The following is an 18,947-nucleotide window of genomic DNA, read 5'->3' as shown; positions in this document are numbered from 1 at the left end:
AACCCGGCACAGGCCGGCGTTGCGACACAGCCTGTGTTTGTGACAGCGCGTTGCTTCGGAAAGCGCTAGGAGGCGGCGCGATAGCGCTCTGCAGGCTCAGCCTGCGAAAAGCCCGGGATCATCGCCTGGCGCGTGGACTGATAGGCGTCCCATTGAGCGGCATCGTGCAGCGGCGGGATGGTGATGGGCTCGCGCTTGTCGAAGCCTGCCAGGGCGGCGTCCACGAGTTCGCCCACTTCCATCATGCCGGAGAGCGTGTTGACGTCGATGCCGGAAAGCTCCCAGATCTCTGTCCGCGTCGCCGCCGGCAGGACCGCCTGGACGTAGACGCCTTTGGGACCGAGTTCGAGGCTGAGCCCCTGGGAAAGAAAGGTCACGAAGGCCTTGGTGGCGCCGTAGACCGTCATTCCGAATTCCGGGACGAGCCCGACGACCGAGGAGACGTTGACGATGGCGCCCGAGCCCGCTTCGACGAAGCGTGGCGCAACGGCGCTGGAAAGGCGGGCGACCGCCGTCGCGTTGAGCGCGATCAGTTGGGCGATATCATTGACCGGCTGATTGACAAACGTACCTTCGAGGCTCGTGCCGGCATTGTTGACCAGAATTCCGATCCGATGATCGTCGCGCAGACGGGTTTCCACCGCCGCGAGCTCATCGGATTTGGTGACATCGGCCTGCAGGATGTCGATCGTTACGCCGGTTTCCTCGCGAAGTCGCGCCGAGAGGGCCTCCAGCCTTGCCTTATTGCGCGCGACCAGTACGAGATTGTGCCCACGCCGGGCGAAACGGTCTGCATATGTCGCTCCAATGCCCGAGGAGGCGCCGGTGATGAGGACGGTGGGAGTGTCAGTCATTGTCTTGTTCTCTTTCGAATGAGCGTTATATAATTATGATGACGATCCTAATTACTGATTTAAAATGATGGCTATCATAAAAAAGTCAATGGCAGAGAGGGAGAAATCTCAACATGAAAATCAGCCGTGAGCAGATGGCCGAAAACCGCCAAAGGATCCTGGAAGTCGCAAGCCGGCTGTTTCGGGAGAAAGGATTCGAGGCCGTCGGCGTTGCCGAGGTGATGAAGGCTGCGGGCCTGACGCATGGCAGCTTCTACGGTCATTTCAGCTCGAAGGACGAGTTGATCGTCCAGGCGCTCGCGCATGCGCTTGGCCAGCGCAATGGTGCGTCACTTCCGCTTGGCGCCTACATGGAAGAGTATCTGTCGCCGCGCCATCGCGACAACAGGGCCGGTGGCTGCCCGATTTCCGGACTTGCCGCCGACACGCTGCGCCAGACCCCTGAGGCCCGTGCGGCGGTGACGGAGGGTCTGCGGGCGCAGCTCGACTGGATGAGCGAGAAGGTCGAAGGGCCGGACGCCGACCGCCGACGCCGGGCAATCGCCAACTGGTCGGCGATGGTCGGGGCAACGATCCTCGCTCGCGTCATAGTCGATCCTGCCCTGTCGAAGGAAATATTGACGGAGACGCTGGCCTGGATCGATGATGGAGCCGACCGACCCGCTTCGGCACCGGCAAAAGCCGAATGAGGAACCGCAACGGCCAGCGGCCGCCTCCCGCCGCAGTTGTCGTCCCATCGCCGGATCCAAGAGGAGCGAATCCGAACGGTCGCGACACGGTTTAGTCTCGATCGTAGCTCGGCCGCCAGCTCCGCGGGTCATGCCGCCGCCCATGGCGCCTTCTGCCAATATCAACTGCCGGCGCAAATGGCGGACGTCCTCCAGCAGCGTGCCGATTGCGGCCCGCATATCGCCCCCGCATATCGCCATTGTGATAGGCGACCACCTCGACAAGCTCATTTTCGACCGGCGGTGACGATGTTTCCGGTTCCATGGCGGCGCTCAAGGAAAGATGCCCGCCATTTTGAGCTTGTCGCAGAAGCTCGCCATGGCTTTCGCGACGCCCTGGCCGCAGGGAAACTTGAATGGTCGCGTGGCTTCCTGGGTCAGAATCGGATCGCCGGTTGCCGCGTCACGGCCGGTCACATGCATCGTCAGCAGGATACCGCAGGCCTCGCCGGCGGCCTCGTCGATCGCCATCTGGACATCGCCCAGATAGGCATCGCTGGTGATGTCGATAACGAAGGCCGTGAAATATCGCACACCGCGGCTCCCCGCCACCGCCTTGGCCAGGCTTGCATGCACCTCAGAGACCTCAATCTCCTTCTCCGGCGGCCACATCACATCACTTGCAGGCCACGCATCATCTTCCACGGCTTCGCCGATCGGCTGCTCATGCATATCCGCTCTCCATATCTTCGGTTTTCAGATGGCGGCCGCCGCGCCGATGTTCTTATTATGTTCTGATAACGAAGAGAGTCAAGACGGGTGTTTTTCTGTGAGCAACCTTTCAGTGCAACCGCCGGAGCGTGCGGCATAATCAAGAGATCTGCACCCGCTCCGGCCTTGTCTTGTTGCCTCAATGCTTGAGCACGACCTTGCCCGGGGGAACCGAACCATGTTTGTCTCCAGCCGGCTTGATGCGAGGCTGATCCGGGCGTAATCCAGAACACAGCCACCCTCTCCTTCGACACCAATCTGAAACGACCCATGGCGCATTCTCTCAACACAGCCCCATCGCCCGCCGGCGGCCCCAACCAGCCGAAACTTGATACGGACGACATCTGGCAGGCCCGCGTCGATCTGGCGGCCTGCTTCCGGATGGCGGCAAGGCTCGGCATGGAGGAAGGGATCTGCAACCATTTCTCGGCCGTCGTTCCCGGCTATGACGACCTGTTCATCGTCAACCCTTATGGCTACGCTTTCGCAGAACTGACGGCCTCGATGTTGTTGATCTGCGACTTTCACGGCAATGTCGTGTCGGGCAGCGGGCAGCCCGAGGCCACCGCTTTTTACATCCACGCCAGGATTCACAAGAACGTCCCGCGCGCCAAGGCGGCGTTCCACACCCATATGCCTTATGCCACCGCCCTTTCGATGACGGAGGGCGATCCCCTGATCTTTGCCGGGCAGACCGCATTGAAATTCTATGGACGCACGGCCATCGACCGCAACTATAACGGCCTGGCGCTCGATGCGCGCGAGGGCGATCGGATTGCGGCTGCGATCGGCGATGCCGACATCGTCTTCATGAAGCACCACGGCGTGATGGTCTGCGCACCCAATATCGCCGAGGCCTGGGACGACCTCTATTATCTCGAGCGCGCCTGCGAAGTGCAGACGCTCGCCCTGTCGACCGGACGCCAGGTCCTTGCCGTCGCGCCTGAGATTGCGGAGGCGGCGTACCGGCAAATGCGCGAGGGAGACCCGGAATCGGCCCGGCTCCATCTGGAGTCGGTGAAGCGCGCGCTCGATCGCAGCGAGCCGGAATACAGGCGCTGAGCCGCAGACCCTAGCTTACGCGTGCGCCGGGCGCCAATGCGGATAGGTGACATAGGCGGTGAGCGCCCCTTCCTCATGCGAGCGGATGGTCACCGCTTCGCCCTTGGGCATGTAGACGATCTCGCCTGGCCCGGCGGTGACGGTTCCCAAATCCGTCGAGACCGATAGCCGCCCTTCCAGAACGATCATGACGTCGTCGACCGCAATCGTCTCGGTCAGGCTCTGGCCGGGTGCGTAGCGTCCATAGCCGATGGTGATCGGCCCTCCCTGCCGCTCGTCGACCAGATTGCCGACGAAGATGTCCGCCTGCTGCCCGGGAGAACGCTCCAACGCCACATCGGTAATCGTGAACTTACGGATTTTCATCGTCTTCCTCCGTTGCCGCGTGCAGAGGTAGCGCGGAAATCCAGCGCGCCAAGAGCGCTCGTCTATCAATGGCGAAAATGCCGGTGGCTGCTTTGTGGGCTTCGATGGCGCTGATGATTGCCACCGCGAGTTCTTCAGCGATTTAGTGAAAATACAACCATACGTACTTGCCTGTGGTTTACATTCGGCTGTTAGTGATCGCGATTGTAGAAATTTTCTTGCGGCGCAACCAATAACACGGATACCGGGAAGGCAGGTTTTGTATGTTGCATCGTTTCATTGTTGACCGATCCGGCAATTTCGGAATCATGACGGCGCTGCTCGTCGTCCCGCTGTTCGGGGCGGCGGGTACAGCCATTGATTTTGGCAGCGCCCTGTCGCTTCGCACCGAACTCTATGCCGCTGCGGACGCGGCGGCGGTCGGATCCATTACGCCGAATTCACAAGCGGCAACGCAAGCAAACACAATGTCCGGCGATGGGTCGCTGACGCTCGGAAAATCCGAAGCCCAGAAGATCTTCTTTTCGCAGATGTCTAAAGAACATGGCGACGTGCCCGTCACCGTCGACATCAGCGTTCAAAAAAAGGGCGGTGTTCTCAGCTCGACCGTATCCTTTAACGCGACGATGCCCACGAGCTTCATGCAGGTGATGGGATTTCATCAGATCACCGTTTCCGGGACGGCAACAGCCCAGTATGAGACGCCGTCCTACATGGATTTCTTCATGCTGTTGGATAACACTCCATCAATGGGCGTTGGGGCCACCGCTGCTGACATAACCGCCATGAAAAATGCGACAGCAAGCGGCCACGATGGCGGCAAAGATAAAAACTGCGCATTCGCATGCCATATCGTTTCTGAAAAGGGCGTCGAGGATAAGAAAAGCTATTACAATGTCGCACGCAATAATGGCGTGACCATCCGTATCGACGTGGTCGCCGCTGCCGTCAAAGCCTTGATGGCTAAGGCAAAGGACACGCAGTCCATGGCAAGCCAATTCAGGGTCGCTGCCTATACGTTCGGCAAGACTGCCCAGGACGCCAAAGCCGCAAAGCTCTTCAAGGTCTCCGACCTGGACTATGATCTTAGCGCCGTAGCAGTCGCGACGGACATGATAAATCTTATGAGCATTCCTTATCAGAACTACTACAGCGACCAGCAGACGAGCTTTGACGAAGCGCTGAAAGGGATCGAAAGCGAAATCAAGGGCAACGTCGGCAAGGGCACCAGCAATGCCGATCGCCAGAAGATCGTATTTTTCGTGGCTGACGGTGTTGGGGATAGCTATAAGCCGGCCGGCTGCACTAGCCCGAAAGGGGTAAACGGCGGACGATGCATCGAACCGATCGACACGACTTATTGCCAGAAGCTCAAAGATCGCGGCATCAAAGTCGCCGTCCTTTATACGACCTATCTGCCCCTGCCCGACAACGACTTCTACAAGGATTGGGTAAAGCCCTTCGAGACCAAGATCGCCGCGAAAATGGAAGAATGCGCAACCCCCGGCTTCTATTTCGCGGTTAGTCCCACCGAAGGTATTGAACAGGCCATGGAGGCCTTGTTCCTGAAGATCGTCAGCGCGCCTCGGATAACCAGCTAGGCCCGGGAGCTATGCCTAACCGTGATCGTCACCCGGTTCGCCGAGGTGGCGCTGGACCCACTTGATCTCTTCCGATGCGGTGCGCCCGAAATGCCGCTTGAAGTCGCGGCTGAACTGCGCCGGGCTGGCGTAGCCCACCGAAGCCGCGACCTCGGCGATCGTTCTCGTCCGGCGGGCGATCATCAACCTTGCTTCGTGAAGCCGCATCGCCTTGACGTATTGCATCGGACTGTTGCCGGTTAGAGCCTTGAAATGGACATGGTAGGAGGGAACGCTCATGCCCACCTCTCTTGCCAGATCGGTGATCGCGATCTCCGAGCCATAGTTTTTCCGCAGCCAGGCCAGGCTCCGAATGATCTTTCCGGATCTGCCTTTCTGCTGAAGGGCCGCGATCATTGCACCGCCTTGCGGACCGACCAGGACACGGTAGTGCAGTTCGCGCAGGATGCCGGCGCCAAGCACATCCGTCTCAGCGCTGCTGCGTAGCGCCGTCAGCAGGCGCAGCAGCACATCCTCTATATCACCGGACATCCTGCTCGACACGAGACTTCTCGGCTCGTCGCCTGGCAGTTCGGCATGTTTTTCCACCTGCAGCGCGATCTCGGCCGCCATCTGCATATCGAACTCGACATAGACCGCAAGCAATGGCCGCTCGGGACTGGCGGTCGACGTCATCCGGAATGGAACAGGCAGCGACACCGCCAGATAATGCTCCTCATCATAGAGGAAGACTTCGCCTTCGAGGATGCCCTGCTTGCTGCCCTGCAGGACGAAAACCGCGCCCGGTCTATAGAGCACCGGGATGTCGTGGAGCACGGCTTCGGTGCGCAGGATGCGGACGGAGCTAAGCGCCGTCGGATTGTATCCGTGACGCGGGGCGAGACGTCCGGCCAGCGCGACCATCTCCCCTCGCCTGGATGGGCCGCGATCACCTTGCATAGGATTTGGCAACATATTCAGACAATCCGCCATCGAAGGACGGGGTTCTTCATACTATTTGTCAAATCCCATCCTCAATCAAGGAATCTTCGCTCATGACACGAAAGACCTTCTTCATCACCGGATCGAATTCCGGCTTCGGGCTCGCCATTGCGTCTGCGGCTCTTCAGGCGGGTCACACGGTGATCGGCACCGTGCGCTCGCAGGCGTCGCTGACAGCGCTCGCCAAAACCCTGCCTGGCCTGCGGCCGGTCCTTTGCGACGTCACCGAGTTCGACCGTATCGATGATGTCGTCGGCCAAGTGGAGGAAGAGCATGGGCCGGTCGACGTGCTGATCAACAATGCCGGCTACGGCCATGAAGGTGTGCTCGAGGAGTCGCCGATCGAAGAGATGCGGCGTCAGTTCGACGTCAATGTCTTCGGCGCCGTCGCCGTTGCCAAGGCATTTCTGCCGAGGTTTCGCCAGCGACGCCAAGGGTTCATCGTCAACGTCACGTCGATGGGCGGCATGATCACCATGCCCGGCATCGCCTATTACTGCGGCAGCAAATTTGCGCTTCAGGGGATATCGGAAGTGATGCGGGCGGAAATGGCGCCGTTCGGAGTGCATGTGACCACCCTTTGCCCCGGCTCCTTCCGGACGGACTGGGCCGGACGATCGATGGTCCGCACCGAGCGGTCGATCGCCGATTATGATGCCCTTTTCGACCCGATCCGCCAGGCGCGACAGGCCGTCAGCGGCAAGCAGCGCGGCGATCCCGCCAAACTGGCCGCCGCGGTTCTAGACCTCATCGAATCCGATAATCCGCCGCCGCAGCTTCTGCTCGGCAGCGACGCCCTCAGGCACGTGTCAGAGAGGATCGCTCGCCTGCAGCAGGAGATCGAGGCGTGGAAGCCTGTCACCGTCTCGACCGACGGCTGACGGCGGAACATCAATCAGCCAGCTCTCATTGGGTGATTTTCCCACCCCCGGCAGCCTCCAGCTTCCGCCTCAGCGCCTGTTCCTGTGTTCCCAACACCACCAGCGCGTTGGCACAGCCGGGGATGGGCTGTGGCCCCAACCTCCCCATTCCTTGCAGCCTGTGCCGTCAGCAAGCCGGTGCTCGCAATAATGCTCAACGATCACATTGGCGCCCGGTGCACGCGAATGGCCTTCGATGCTCATGGGTGCGCCGTCCTTGGTTTTCCGCTCTTGATGCTCTCATAGATCATTTCGAGCCGCCTTGAGGCGACGTAGGCACTGTCTTCGTATCCAGCCGACGGCCAATCCAGTCGATGGCTGCCGTCCGTCGCCACGATCCAGAACCATCGATTATCGACCACTCCGCCTGCCTGTGACCGGAATATCCTTCCGATCTGGGTATCGCCGTCAAAAGCAACGTAATCGTCGCCGGGTTTCTCTTTCCAGGCGTGCCGCCATTTATATTTGATGTCCCGGCCGCTGACATATTCCCACGATTTCCAGGTGATTTGTTCTGGCATGCGTCGTCCTGTCCTCTCGCGAGGTATCTCTTTGACCGCATGGTTGATGGATGGCTCCCGCCCGAGCCAGTGAATTCAGATCAACGTCGGTTCCGGATCGGGGTCGATCGGATCGATGATGTCAGCCGTGTCATTCTTGGGCGAACCCACATTGCGGCCGATCGGCCACATGGTCATCAGTTCCGCCGGGAACGGCTTCATCAGGTCGCTCGGATCAGGCTCCGGCGATAGCCAGCGCTCGTAATCTTCGCGGTGCAGGACGACCGGCATGCGGTCATGGATCTGCGCCATCATCGCATTCGGCTCACAGGTGACGATGGCGAAGCTCCGAGTCTCTATGTCATTCTCGCGCCGCGTCTCCCAGATGCCGGCGAGCGCAAAGGGCGAGCCGTCAGCCATGGCGATCGCATAGGGCTGCTTGTTCTTGCCGGTGCCGAAAATATCCTTCCACTCGAAGAAGCCGTTGATCGGCACCAGGCAGCGGCGCGACCTGTAGGCCGAGCGGAACAGGCCGTTGGTACCGATACCCTCGCAGCGCGCATTGATCGGTGGCGGCCGCCCTGCCGGCTTCATCCATTCCGGCATCAGACCCCAGCGAGCGCTGGCGAATACCGGCCCCATAATATCAGGCTCGCGGACCATGTCGCGAATGATGATGGGATAATCCAGTGTCGGCGCACCGTTATAGCGCGGAAATCGGTTCCCGAGCGCATCGATCGCACCACGCTCCGCGAAGGCGAAATTGCGCACCAGTTCCTCAAGCGAGGTCTTGATATAGACGCGGCCGCACATCCAGAACTCCATCCCGCATATTAGATGTTCCGATTATGTTCTGGTGTTTCGAGGCGAGTCAAGGCCGGTCGTTACAACCGATGCCGTCATCACTTTCGCCCGCGTCAAGAGTGAAGCCGGTTACCGCCTCAACGACGGCCGATGGCAGAAAACTGCATTCCGCTTGACAACCTTCCTACTGGAAGGTAGATAAGCGCCATGAGCAACCTTTCGACGACGTCCGACGAAATCCTGACTTCTGCTCGAGCATTGATCATGACCGGAGGCTATAACGGCTTCAGCTATGCCGATATTGCTGCCGTCGTCGGCATCCGCAAGGCGAGCATCCATCACCACTTTCCAAGCAAAACCGATCTGGTGCGCACGCTGGTCGTCCGCTATCGCGAAGATGCCGAAGCGGGTATCGCGGGCCTGGAGCAGCAGGTGCGGGATCCGCTGGCACTCCTCCAGGCCTATGCGGGCCACTGGGCCCAGTGCATCGAGGACGCCAGCCGGCCGTTTTGCGTGTGCGCCCTGCTGGCAAGCGAACTGCCGGCGCTGCCGCCGGAGGTCGCAGCCGAGGTCAAGGCTTTCTTCCGCTTTGCGTCGACATGGCTGACCTCGGTCATGGAGCGAGGCTTGAAGAATGGCAGTTTGAAACTGTCGAGCGAACCGCGCGTCGAGGCTGAAGCCTTCATGGCCTCCGTCCACGGCGCCATGCTGTCAGCCCGTGCTTACGGCACCCCGGAGATCTTCGCCACCATTCTCGCCCCCACCCTGGAGCGGCTCACTCCGACCGCCGCTCGATAAAGTTCCGGGCGGAATAAAAGCTCGGAGCGACAACCACGTTCAGCAAAACTACCAACTAGTAGGAAGAACGACATGATCAAGACCATTATCCCCGCCCTCCTCCTGGGGCTCACCGCTATCGCGTCGACGGCACTTCCAGCGGCGTCCGTCCATGCCGAAGACCAGAAGGCCGAGCAGATCCATGTCAGAGGCAGCATCGTCACCTATAGCGGCTCCGCTCTCAAGGTGAAGACCCGCGAAGGAGAGACCGTCGATGTCACCCTTGCCGACGGCTGGAACCTGGCGAGCGTTGCAAATGCCGCGGTCACCGACATCAAGCCGGGCGACTTCGTCGGCATTGCATCGCTGCCGAGCGCAGGCGGCGGCGGCGGCGCGATTGAAGTGCTGATCTTCCCGCCGGCAATGAAGGGTGCCGGCGAAGGCAGCTATGGCTGGGACCTCAAGCCCAACAGCAGCATGACCAATGCGACCGTCGCCGACGCCGTCAAGGGCGTCGATGGCCGCACCGTCACCGTCTCCTATCACGGCAAGGAAAAGAAGATCGGCATTCCGGACGGCACGCCCGTCGTGACCATCGCTCCGGCCACCAAGGACGATCTCGTGCCCGGCGCCGTCGTCTTCATTCCGGCCGAGAAGTCGCCGTCCGGCCCCCTCGCCCATCAGGTGCTTGTCGGCAAGAATGGCGTGGTCCCGCCCATGTGACCACGTCGTCGCCGGTCGGCCGGGCCGCCCCCGGTTCGACCGGCGATTTGCCAGGGAATGCCGCCTGATCGGCAGGCGATCGACCCGAATGACGGAGAACGTCGTCTCGACAGCAGCCCGGCGGTGCCCAGCGGTTCGGGCAAACCAAGAAAATCCAATCCCCATGACGGACGCCGCCACCGATGACGGTGAGCCGCCCCTATCAGACCAACACCATCACATTCAGGAAAGAGATCATGATGACCACCGATCAAACCACCGTCGCATCCGGCGACAGGGAAGAGTGGCTGACGCGCTATTACTTCACCCGAGCAGCCTTTTCCGCCATCTGGGTGGCAACCGCCTTGACGGCAGGCCGCCAGTCGCTTGCCGTCGCGGCCGCCCTGCTGATCGTCTATCCGGCCTGGGATGCCGCCGCCAACCTGGTCGACGCAGCGCGGAACGGCGGCCTGGCAAACAACCGCAGCCAGGCAATCAACGTCGCCGTCAGCACGCTGACGACAGCGGCGGTGATCGTCGCTTTGACGATGAGCATGAATTGGGTCCTCGGCGTCTTCGGCCTCTGGGCGATCTTTTCCGGCCTGCTGCAGCTCGGAACCGCTGTCCGGCGCTGGAAGACCAATGGCGGCCAGTGGGCGATGATCCTCAGCGGCGGCCAATCCGCAGTGGCAGGCGCCTTCTTCATCGCCCAGGCGCAAATGCCGGAGCCGCCGTCAATCGCCAATATCGCCGGCTACGCCGGCCTCGGCGCCTTCTATTTCCTGGTCTCGGCCGTCTGGCGGAGCGTCACGCAGATGCGGCGAAAGCAGGCGTGAGTGGATCCTCGGGTCAAGCCCGAGGAGGATGGAGAGTGGGGTGGCGTCTGGAGCAAGGATAGCGACGTATCCGGATGTGGTCGGCTGCCATCAACACCGAATTTTGCCCATGAAAGGCCTCGCCGAGGTCTCAAACATGCCATTTTGCGACGCCGGCCCAATAGCGGGAAGTTGACTGCGAGCGCTGACCGGTTCTATCCAGAGCAAGATGAAAAACGTTCTCAGCTTCAAGTTCAAAAACAAGGACGAAGAGACAGTAGCCATCGTTCCGTGCGTGGATGGAGTGGGCTTGGATCAACTCGTGGCGGACTTCGAACGCGCCGCCGGCTACGGCGATCCTGCCGGCGGATATGGCGGCCTCATACCCTCATTCTACCGCTTCGGTCCGCTATCGAGCTACTTCCTTGGTCGGGAGGAGCCCGTACAAGGCGGTGGACAGGGCGAAATCTATGTCTTGTCGTGTGAATGTGGCGAGGTCGGATGCTGGCCCCTTGTCGCCCATGTTCGCCCGCACCAGAACAAGGTGGTATGGGACGGGTTCAGCCAGCCGCATCGGCCAAGGCGGAATTATGAAAGCTTTGGCCCGTTTGAGTTCGAACGCCAGCAGTACGAACAGGCCATTGAGGACCTGGTTCGTTGCCACGGTGTCGACTGATAGTTTTGCCGCCCATTTGGTTGTCGAAACCCGCCTTACCCTCCGTCATCCCAGGCCTTGAGCCTGGATCCATGCCCGCTGCCGATAGAGGCGAGAGTGGATCCTCGGGACAAGCCCGAGGAGAACCGGAGCGTGGGGTGGCGTCTGGAGCAAGGACAGCGACGTATCCGGACATGATCGGCGACAGCTCTCCGTTGAAGTTGCGCGCTCCACATCCGGTAGCCGATGCAACATCCGACGGAATGTCATCAGCCACGGCCAGGCGCGTTTCCTCCCGCATCCACGATCGCCTGGACAACGAGCGCGATCCGTTTGTCGCGCATGCCGGGCCGAATGCGGCCTGAACGTTCGAGCTCGGCAAGCCCATGAAGGGCTGCCCAGAATGTCTCGGTCATGATCTCCACATCGGCACAGAACGGCGAAACGGCTGCTGCAATGGCGTCGAAACCGGCCCGAAGTTCCGCTCTCGTTTCAGCCTCGGCGATCTGCAGTTGGGTCGGCAGAATAAACATGGCCTCGTAGAGTGCCGGGCGACTGTGCACAAAGGCAAAATAGGCCATGGCAACGTCCATGAGGGACTCGCCATTGCCCGTTCGCCCCGCCTGCCGGCAAGGCGCTGGTAGGTTGCGGCGAACAGTTGGCGATCAACAGGGCGAGCACGATCGTCGGTTCTCGAGCCTCTTCTCCATAGGAACGCTTTGTGTCTATATTGCCGCTGCGCTGAGCACATCGCGCCGCAACGGGCCGCGGTTGCCGCAAAGCGTTCTGGGCATTGCCAAACCAGCGGGTACAGTCTGTCGTGAGCGCTACAAGGTACTTGCTGATCTTGCCGCTGATGGCGGTCGTCGCCTACGTGGCGCTTGCGGGTCTGATCTATCTGTCTCAGCGCGCCCTGCTTTACCCCGGAGCCGGCGCCACACCTGGTCCGGAGCGCGCGAGCTGGGGCGAGACGGTCCACATCAAGACGCCCGACGGAGAGATGCTACAGGGACTGTACAGCCAGGGCGACAGCAACAAGCCCGGCGTGCTCCTCTTTTTCGGAAATGGTGACCGCCTCGACAATTACGCGTTTCTAGCCCAGGCGCTGACCACGCGGAGGATTGGATTGCTGGCGATTTCCTATCGCGGCTATCCCGGATCGACCGGCTCACCCAGCGAGCAGGGCCTGCTGACAGACGGGCTCGCCGCGTTCGACTGGCTTTCGTCACACGGCGGAAGCGAGATCATTGTGCTTGGCCGGTCTCTTGGCACTGGCGTCGCCGTGAATACCGCCGCGAACAGGCCGGCCGCGGGCGGCGTCATTCTTGTGTCTCCGTACCTCTCGGTACTGTCGGTTGCGAAGACGCATTATCCGTTCCTCCCGGTCGAGGTTCTTCTCAAGGATCCCTTTCGCTCGGACCTCAACATAGGCAAAGTAGGACAACCGAAGTTGTTCCTCCACGGCCGGCTTGATGACAGCATCCCGCTTTCTTCAGGGCAGGCGTTGTATGGCATTGCACCCGAGCCCAAGCAGATGTTGATCTATGACGGTGCGGGTCACAACGATATCTTCAACGACAGCATGGTCGGTGACGTCATCCGTTTTGTGGAAGCGCTGAAAGGAAACCGGCTCTGAATCCGGTCGCGGACGAGCGGAGAAAGGGCGCTGAGCGAGCGAGGTGTTTGCGCCGGCAGCGCGTTGGGTGAAGCCCGCCCCTCCGTCATCCCAGGCCCTGCCTGGGATCCATGCCCGCTGCTGATCGAGGCGGCCAGAGTGGATCCTCGGGTCAAGCCCGAGGAGGACGGAGTGCTGCGTGGCATCTGCAGGGGGGGAACAGCGACCTATCCCCTCGGGTGCCATCAACACCGATTTTTGCCCGCAATTTCGCCCATGAAGGCCATCGCAGAGGTCTCGACACGCGCTCTCAATTTCCAGCCATCGCTTCTGCCACCGCAGCGTCGGAGATTTCCTTTGCAACCTCTGATATTAATGATCTCAGCCACCGGTGGGCGGGGTCGTTTCGGTAGCGGATATGCCATGCGAGCTCGACCGGGAAGCTGCCGAGATCGACCGGTGCGGGCAGGACTTTGAGACGCGGGTCGCGGGCAAGGCGATGGCAGATCAGCCGTGGCAGCGTCGCGCAATAGTCGGTGACGGCCACCATTTCCGGGACCGCCAGGAAATGGGTGACGGAGACCGAGACGTCGCGCCTGAGGCCGGCCTGCTGCAGCATCTGGAACAGGCCGACGCGCATCCGGCCGGGCGGAAGCACGTTCACATGCCGCAGCCGCTGATACTGTTGCTCGGAGATGCTTTCGGCGATCTCGGGATGGTCTTTGCGCACGACACAGGCCAGTCCATCATCCATGAGATGCTGCACGACCATGTTATCCGGCGGCTCGACGATCCGGCCGAGCACCATTTCCGTCGCGCCTGATATCGCGCCGGTCTCGGCCAGATCATTGCCGAAGGGCGTCAGGCGCAGCCTGATCCCGGGAGCGCATTCCCGCAGCCGCGCCACGATCACCGGCATCAGGACGAATTCGACGTAGCTGTTCGGGGCGATGGTGAACTGCCGTGTCGCCCGCGCCGGATCGAACGCCTGCTGACCGAGAATGACGTCATCGAGGCTCGCCAAGGCCCCGCGGATCACCGGAGCAAGTGCCTCTGCCATCTCAGTCGGCTTCATGCCGTAGCGCTCGCGGATGAAGAGCGGATCGCGCAGCGTCTCGCGAAGGCGGTTCAAGGCGTTGGAGACGGCTGGCTGCGTCATGCCCAGTTGCTCGGCTGCGCGCGTGACATTGCGCTCTTCCATGAGCGCCAGGAAGACAGGCAGGAGGTTGAGGTCATATTTCATCCAGATATATTGCAAACCGCATATCTGAAATCAAAGAAATAAATTTCCGGAATGAGAATGGCCGAGGCATGATCCCCATATCGAAAGCAACCGATCACATCTGCCTCGAAAGGATCTCCAGATGAAAATCCTCATGGTTCTCACCTCGCACGACCAACTGGGCAACACCGGCCGGAAGACCGGCTTTTGGCTCGAAGAGTTTGCCGCTCCCTATTATGCCTTCCTCGAAGCCGGCGCCGACATCACCGTCGCATCGCCGAAGGGCGGACAGCCGCCTCTCGATCCGAAGAGCGATGAACCGGACTTCCAGACTGACCAGACCCGCCGCTTTCATGCCGACCCGGATGCTAGGTCCGTGCTCGCCTCGACCGTAAAGCTCGCTTCGGTCTCCCATGCCGACTACGACGCGGTGTTTTATCCGGGCGGTCATGGCCCGCTGTGGGATCTCGCGGAAGACAAGCATTCGATCGCCCTCATCCAATCGCTCTTTCAGGCCGGCAAGCCGGTCGCCTTTGTCTGCCACGCACCGGGTGTGCTGCGCCACGTCAAGGCTGCCGACGGCACGCCGCTGGTTCAGGGCAAAAAGGTCACCGGCTTCAAGAATTCCGAGGAAGACGGCGTCGGCCTCAGCCAGGTGGTGCCGTTCCTGGTCGAGGACATGTTGAAGGAGAATGGCGGCATCTACTCCAGCGGCGATGACTGGTCGTCCTATGCCGTGCGGGACGGCCTCCTGATCACCGGTCAGAACCCCGGTTCATCGGTGCAGACTGCCGGCATCCTGCTTGCCGCCGTGGCGGCGGCAAAGGCCGCCTGATCAACATGCCTGGCGGCGCCGGTGTTTCCGCGGCGCACGAATCGAAAAAAAGGCCCCGCCGAGACGGGGCAAGTTCATGGATCGCGCAGGAGGAACACCCGTGCTTTCCTACCGATCTAACGAGAAAGGGGCCGGCTAGGTTCCCGGTGCTCTTTCCGCACGGATCGCACCACTCATTGCTCGCCGCAGATCGAAAATGAGCCCCGCCGAAACGAGGCAGAGGCAATTGGGAAAGGTGGATCGCACAGGGCGAAAGAAGGGATGGCGGACGGCCCCGCATGGGGCCACCTGTGCGATCCTATATGCCTAACGGCAGATAGCCGGAAAAAGTTGCTGCGCGGTTCCGTACCGTTGGGTGGATAGATCTCTAATATGCTCGGTTAGCGGAGGTTAACCGAGCCAGAAAAAGAAAACCCCGCAAGAGCGGGGATCAGGAAGAGGGGTGGTTTTTAGGAACAACGCGTCGTGGCGTTGGAATGACTACTCGCACAACCTCAGTGTCCTTGCAATAAATATTACTTTTAGGAAATTCGTTATCCACAGATTTGATATTTCAACTACAGGATACATTGTTCGATTTCGCACGAAAATAGAAATTTACTTCAACTTTGAGTCATATTTTGTATCATTGGGGCGGGCCGCTCAGCGATCACTTGCTATACCCCAAGCATTGCGTCTCCTGTACGTTGGGCGGCCACTCTGGATCTGACGAACAGCCGAACCAATCATTCCGCTGCTTTGATCTCCACTTGCTGGCGAACTCTTTCCAAAGCAACGTCTTTGATGCACTTTGCAGGGTCGCCAGAAGCGGAGTGGCAGCCGGTTGAATGGGTTTCAAGGCGGTTTCAAAACGTCGCGAAATTCCGTATCCGGTAGGTCACTTGCACATATTCGCTCGCCGGCGGAGCGCATGGCAAAAGGTCGTAGAAGGATAATATCGCCCGCTGGATAGAAGCCGACGCTCGCGAAGGAGCGAAAATCGGTTCAGGCAAGACTATCGAGAGCTTTCCAGGCGGCGATCGCCGCGCAGAAGGTTCAGCCAGGCCCCCGACACTTTCTCCGCGCCTGAGCCCCCGATATGACAATCGTCGTAGCGGTCTTCTCCATCGAGCAACGCGTCATAATTTACCCCCTCTCGGATACCGTGGCCGCTTTTTGACAGGGCCAGTTGCGCCCGTACGATCGGATTGTCTGGAATATGCTCCTTGAAGCCGCCGTTGCTCGGTTCGAGGCATTTCGATGCGATCGAAATGTAAACGGGCGCTTCGACGCCGTGCTGACGCAATGTGTCGACCATCGATATGAAATGTTCCTGATAGGCCTCCGCAGTGGTGCCCATGACGAGGTCCTTCTCTCCTTGCACCCAGAGGACGCTCGTTATCCGATAAGCGGAATTCTGAAGCTGTTTCAGCGTGTCGACCAGCACAGGATTGAGGTCACCGCCTGTCGCCCATCGTGCGACCTCAGATCCGGAATATGCGAGAGGTGCGAGGATGACGCTGTCATTTTGTCCCGATGCGATCAAATTGTTCCCAAGAAGCGTCCAGTACTCTCCCTTTGTATCGGTCGATCCAAGAAGTGGCGACGCCGCGACGAAGCACCGTTTGTCAAAGGCGTTTACAACGCGGGTGCCATAATTTGACGTGTGCCGTTGTCCACCGTCGTTGGCCGCGTTCGATTGGCCAAGAATGAGTAAGACAGCCGTTCGGTCAGTCTGAGCCGGGCAGGTCACAGGCGTTTTTGATTCATCCCCGATGACTCGCGCCTTGTCGTCGAAAGTATAACGGCTTGGAGCCGCCGGCTTCTCTCCGCCAACCATTTTCTTCAGCGCGGAAAGTTGTGGCCAAGGAAAGATCTCATGTCTCGCGCTCATGCCGCCGAGAAAGTAAATGGCGATCAAGGCGGCCAGGCCGGCTGCCATCGTTTTGCGCATGTCGTTGCCCTTTAATCATCATCCGATGACATGGAGCCTATCGGAGCGCTCAAGGCTGCTCCAGCCATGAAGGTTCCTTTACGCCAGCCACATCTGCTTGCTTCCGGCGAGCCCCAATCGACGACAATTTCGCGTGGGCTCGCCGGAAACCTGCTCTAAACTATAGACCGTACGAGTGATTGCAATTCATCCGGTTGGGTGAGAGATCGTGCCTGCTATGCAGCTTGCAGCGCCATGGAGAAACTGCCGTTGCCCGTCCATGGAAAGGCGATCACCGATTGGGCAGCGAGACCCCCGTGGGAGCGGAAGACCGGTTACGAGGCATTTCCACTAATGTTGCGCAACCGCCAACCGATCTTGCGCGCTGGACCTGACGCATCTTTCGAAATCGGCCGCACCGTTTTGTGCGACGCGAGGCAGGGCGCCTCGTCAAGAGGCCACCCTGTTGTTTGTGGTTCCGGCGGCGCTCAGAGCTTTCCCTCTGCCAGCAGTTCGCGGGTCCGCTTCAATGTCGATAGAAGGGCGGCCTTGTAGCCCGTTTCGCCATCGAATTGTGCCTGCTCGGCCTGCTCTTCCGGGCCGTTCGGCCGTTTGCCGCGCAGGCCGAGATAGCAGTAGAACCGCAGTTGCAGCTGACCGTCTTCATCCTCGAACAGCTCGTTGATGATCGCTCCCTCGCGTGGCCCCGTCGCCTGGAAGAAGGTGACCTTGCTTTGCGGCTCCAGGGTGATGATCTCGCGCAGATCCTGCCCGGCAATCGTCGCCTCGCGCACGAAATGGGTCGGGCTTTCCTCGACGACATCGCAGCGGGTGCAGAGACCGACGGGAAGAAAGAGCCGGGCGTCGCGTGCCTTGCGTTCGAGACCTTGCCAGGCCTCGGCGCGTGTCAAAGGGGTTTCGCCGTTCGGGTTCACCGGAATTGTGGCTGTGGAATAAATCATGGTGATACTCCTTTTGGGTTAGATCGCTATTGCTGCCTCAGGCGGAGGCAGCGGTTTCCAGGGCGAAGACGCGATAGGAGCGCAGCGGCCGGCCGAGCAGATTCGTCAGGCGCTCGACGTCGCCCGTCTCAGGCAGCATTCCGTCAGTCAGGAAACGCTCGCCCATCAGGCGCATGTCGTGGGCCATCCAGGCGGGCATGAACTGCTTGAGGTTCTGCTCGAAGGCCTCGGTATTGTCGCCGCCGTAGGCGATCGGGCGGGCGAGCACGTCAGACCAGATGGCGGCGATACCAGCCCCGGTCAGCGTCTCCGGACCGACGAGGTTGATCCGGTTAAGCGCCAGCGGCTCCGCAGACTGTTCGCGGCGCAGCAGCTCAAGGGCGGCGATCTCAGCGATATCACGAACGTCGATCATGGCGAGACCCTTGGCGCCGATCGGCATCGGATAGGCGCCGTAGCCGGTGATGACATCCTTGACCGTCAGATCGTTCTGGATGAAGTAGGCCGGGCGCAGGATCGTCGCCTTGAGACCCATCTGCTCGATCATCCGCTCGACGCCGAACTTGCCGGCGAAATGCGGCACGTTGACGTAGAGGTCGGCGTGGATCACCGAGAGATAGACGATCCGCTCGATGCCGGCCGATCGGGCGACGTTCAGCGCAATCAAAGCCTGGGTGAATTCGTCCGGCACCACGGCGCTGAGCAGGAACAGCGTCGACACGCCCGACATGGCGTTGCGCAGCGAGTCGACGTCGAGGAACTCGCCCTGCACGACGCTGACACCAGCCGGGAAATCGGCTTTCGACGGGTCGCGGACAAGAGCGCGGACATCGGCGCCGTGCTTGACGAGGTGTTCGACGACTTGGCGGCCAACATTGCCTGTGGCACCGGTAACGAGAATGGTCATGGTCTTTCTCCGTGTTGG

At 60.4% G+C, this 18,947-nt stretch carries 21 protein-coding genes and 3 pseudogenes; 10 read left to right on the top strand and 14 right to left on the bottom strand.

All coding sequences use genetic code 11. The features are described from left to right. Positions 1–65: 65 nt before the first annotated feature. Entirely contained in the window at positions 66–854 is a 789-nt protein-coding gene (locus N1937_RS04560) for an SDR family NAD(P)-dependent oxidoreductase (protein WP_260057602.1), read from the bottom strand. A 113-nt stretch (positions 855–967) separates the two neighbouring features. On the opposite strand from N1937_RS04560, the gene N1937_RS04555 reads away from it, so the two are divergent. Continuing rightward, positions 968–1,543: a TetR/AcrR family transcriptional regulator gene (locus N1937_RS04555; protein ID WP_260057601.1), complete on the top strand. Its 576-nt coding sequence runs from the start codon at positions 968–970 to the stop codon at positions 1,541–1,543. Between the two features lie 91 nt (positions 1,544–1,634). Here the strand turns inward: N1937_RS04555 and N1937_RS04550 are convergent. Then, a pseudogene (locus N1937_RS04550) lies at positions 1,635–1,859 on the bottom strand (hypothetical protein). Next, the gene (locus N1937_RS04545) at positions 1,856–2,254 is read right to left on the bottom strand and encodes a hypothetical protein (RefSeq protein WP_260057600.1); all 399 of its coding nucleotides are present in this window, start codon (positions 2,252–2,254) and stop codon (positions 1,856–1,858) included. Before N1937_RS04545 ends, N1937_RS04550 begins: the two are co-directional and overlap by 4 nt. A 309-nt stretch (positions 2,255–2,563) precedes the next feature. Here N1937_RS04545 and N1937_RS04540 point away from each other — a divergent pair, with 309 nt between their 5' ends. Continuing rightward, a complete protein-coding gene (locus N1937_RS04540) occupies positions 2,564–3,355 on the top strand; it encodes an aldolase (RefSeq protein ID WP_260057598.1) in 792 nt (263 codons plus the stop codon). 15 nt (positions 3,356–3,370) lie between these two features. Here the strand turns inward: N1937_RS04540 and N1937_RS04535 are convergent, their stop codons facing one another. Both N1937_RS04535 and N1937_RS04530 read right to left on the bottom strand, forming a co-directional pair. Further along, a complete protein-coding gene (locus tag N1937_RS04535) occupies positions 3,371–3,721 on the bottom strand; it encodes an AraC family ligand binding domain-containing protein (RefSeq protein WP_260057597.1) in 351 nt (116 codons plus the stop codon). Continuing rightward, positions 3,708–3,845, bottom strand: a complete 138-nt coding sequence (locus N1937_RS04530; RefSeq protein ID WP_260057596.1) for a hypothetical protein — start codon at positions 3,843–3,845, stop codon at positions 3,708–3,710. The genes N1937_RS04535 and N1937_RS04530 overlap by 14 nt, the downstream gene beginning before the upstream one ends. A gap of 139 nt (positions 3,846–3,984) precedes the next feature. Here N1937_RS04530 and N1937_RS04525 point away from each other — a divergent pair, with 139 nt between their 5' ends. Beyond that, a complete protein-coding gene (locus N1937_RS04525) occupies positions 3,985–5,322 on the top strand; it encodes a TadE/TadG family type IV pilus assembly protein (protein ID WP_260057593.1) in 1,338 nt (445 codons plus the stop codon). A 15-nt stretch (positions 5,323–5,337) separates the two neighbouring features. Here the strand turns inward: N1937_RS04525 and N1937_RS04520 are convergent, their stop codons facing one another. After that, a complete protein-coding gene (locus N1937_RS04520) occupies positions 5,338–6,276 on the bottom strand; it encodes an AraC family transcriptional regulator (protein ID WP_260057592.1) in 939 nt (312 codons plus the stop codon). 80 nt (positions 6,277–6,356) lie between these two features. On the opposite strand from N1937_RS04520, the gene N1937_RS04515 reads away from it, so the two are divergent. After that, positions 6,357–7,184 carry an oxidoreductase gene (locus tag N1937_RS04515; RefSeq protein ID WP_260057590.1) on the top strand — a complete coding sequence of 276 codons (828 nt, stop codon included), beginning with the start codon at positions 6,357–6,359 and terminating at the stop codon, positions 7,182–7,184. 25 nt (positions 7,185–7,209) lie between these two features. On the opposite strand, the pseudogene N1937_RS04510 reads toward N1937_RS04515, so the two are convergent. The 3 genes and pseudogenes from N1937_RS04510 to N1937_RS04500 all read right to left on the bottom strand — a co-directional run bounded on the left by N1937_RS04510 (position 7,210) and on the right by N1937_RS04500 (position 8,536). Then, positions 7,210–7,427 (bottom strand): annotated as a pseudogene (locus N1937_RS04510) (hypothetical protein). After that, positions 7,424–7,744: a hypothetical protein gene (locus N1937_RS04505; protein WP_260057589.1), complete on the bottom strand. Its 321-nt coding sequence runs from the start codon at positions 7,742–7,744 to the stop codon at positions 7,424–7,426. Before N1937_RS04505 ends, N1937_RS04510 begins: the two are co-directional and overlap by 4 nt. 75 nt (positions 7,745–7,819) lie before the next feature. Continuing rightward, on the bottom strand, positions 7,820–8,536 hold the full coding sequence (locus N1937_RS04500) for an SOS response-associated peptidase (protein WP_260057588.1): 717 nt from the start codon (positions 8,534–8,536) through the stop codon (positions 7,820–7,822). A gap of 198 nt (positions 8,537–8,734) precedes the next feature. Between N1937_RS04500 and N1937_RS04495 the strand changes: the two genes are divergently transcribed. From N1937_RS04495 to N1937_RS04480, 4 genes are all read left to right on the top strand, one after another. Further along, positions 8,735–9,325, top strand: a complete 591-nt coding sequence (locus N1937_RS04495; RefSeq protein ID WP_260057586.1) for a TetR/AcrR family transcriptional regulator — start codon at positions 8,735–8,737, stop codon at positions 9,323–9,325. Positions 9,326–9,397: 72 nt separating this feature from the next. Further along, complete coding sequence (locus N1937_RS04490; RefSeq protein WP_260057585.1) at positions 9,398–10,027, top strand: hypothetical protein; 630 nt, start codon at positions 9,398–9,400, stop codon at positions 10,025–10,027. Positions 10,028–10,263: 236 nt separating this feature from the next. After that, positions 10,264–10,842 (top strand): DUF308 domain-containing protein, encoded by a 579-nt coding sequence (locus N1937_RS04485; protein WP_260057584.1) that lies wholly within the window; start codon positions 10,264–10,266, stop codon positions 10,840–10,842. A gap of 208 nt (positions 10,843–11,050) precedes the next feature. Continuing rightward, entirely contained in the window at positions 11,051–11,497 is a 447-nt protein-coding gene (locus N1937_RS04480) for a hypothetical protein (RefSeq protein ID WP_260057583.1), read from the top strand. Positions 11,498–11,745: 248 nt separating this feature from the next. On the opposite strand, the pseudogene N1937_RS04475 reads toward N1937_RS04480, so the two are convergent. After that, positions 11,746–12,078 (bottom strand): annotated as a pseudogene (locus N1937_RS04475) (TetR-like C-terminal domain-containing protein); the annotation flags it as partial. A 218-nt stretch (positions 12,079–12,296) separates the two neighbouring features. Between N1937_RS04475 and N1937_RS04470 the strand changes: the two are divergent. Next, positions 12,297–13,112, top strand: a complete 816-nt coding sequence (locus N1937_RS04470; RefSeq protein WP_260057581.1) for an alpha/beta hydrolase — start codon at positions 12,297–12,299, stop codon at positions 13,110–13,112. Between the two features lie 289 nt (positions 13,113–13,401). Here N1937_RS04470 and N1937_RS04465 read toward each other — a convergent pair whose 3' ends face one another. Further along, positions 13,402–14,334: a LysR family transcriptional regulator gene (locus N1937_RS04465; RefSeq protein ID WP_260057580.1), complete on the bottom strand. Its 933-nt coding sequence runs from the start codon at positions 14,332–14,334 to the stop codon at positions 13,402–13,404. A gap of 121 nt (positions 14,335–14,455) precedes the next feature. On the opposite strand from N1937_RS04465, the gene N1937_RS04460 reads away from it, so the two are divergent. Beyond that, positions 14,456–15,148 carry a type 1 glutamine amidotransferase domain-containing protein gene (locus N1937_RS04460; protein WP_260057579.1) on the top strand — a complete coding sequence of 231 codons (693 nt, stop codon included), beginning with the start codon at positions 14,456–14,458 and terminating at the stop codon, positions 15,146–15,148. 994 nt (positions 15,149–16,142) lie between these two features. Here N1937_RS04460 and N1937_RS04455 read toward each other — a convergent pair. The 3 genes from N1937_RS04455 to N1937_RS04445 all read right to left on the bottom strand — a co-directional run bounded on the left by N1937_RS04455 (position 16,143) and on the right by N1937_RS04445 (position 18,929). Continuing rightward, a complete protein-coding gene (locus N1937_RS04455) occupies positions 16,143–17,081 on the bottom strand; it encodes a sialate O-acetylesterase (protein WP_260057578.1) in 939 nt (312 codons plus the stop codon). Positions 17,082–17,548: 467 nt separating this feature from the next. Then, positions 17,549–18,022 carry an SRPBCC family protein gene (locus N1937_RS04450; RefSeq protein ID WP_260057577.1) on the bottom strand — a complete coding sequence of 158 codons (474 nt, stop codon included), beginning with the start codon at positions 18,020–18,022 and terminating at the stop codon, positions 17,549–17,551. Positions 18,023–18,059: 37 nt separating this feature from the next. Next, a complete protein-coding gene (locus N1937_RS04445) occupies positions 18,060–18,929 on the bottom strand; it encodes an SDR family oxidoreductase (protein WP_260057575.1) in 870 nt (289 codons plus the stop codon). Positions 18,930–18,947: the final 18 nt, after the last annotated feature.

The organism is Rhizobium sp. WSM4643, assembly GCF_025152745.1.
Taxonomy (GTDB): Bacteria; Pseudomonadota; Alphaproteobacteria; order Rhizobiales; family Rhizobiaceae; genus Rhizobium; species Rhizobium leguminosarum_I.
This window is presented reverse-complemented; position numbering and strand designations above follow the sequence as displayed.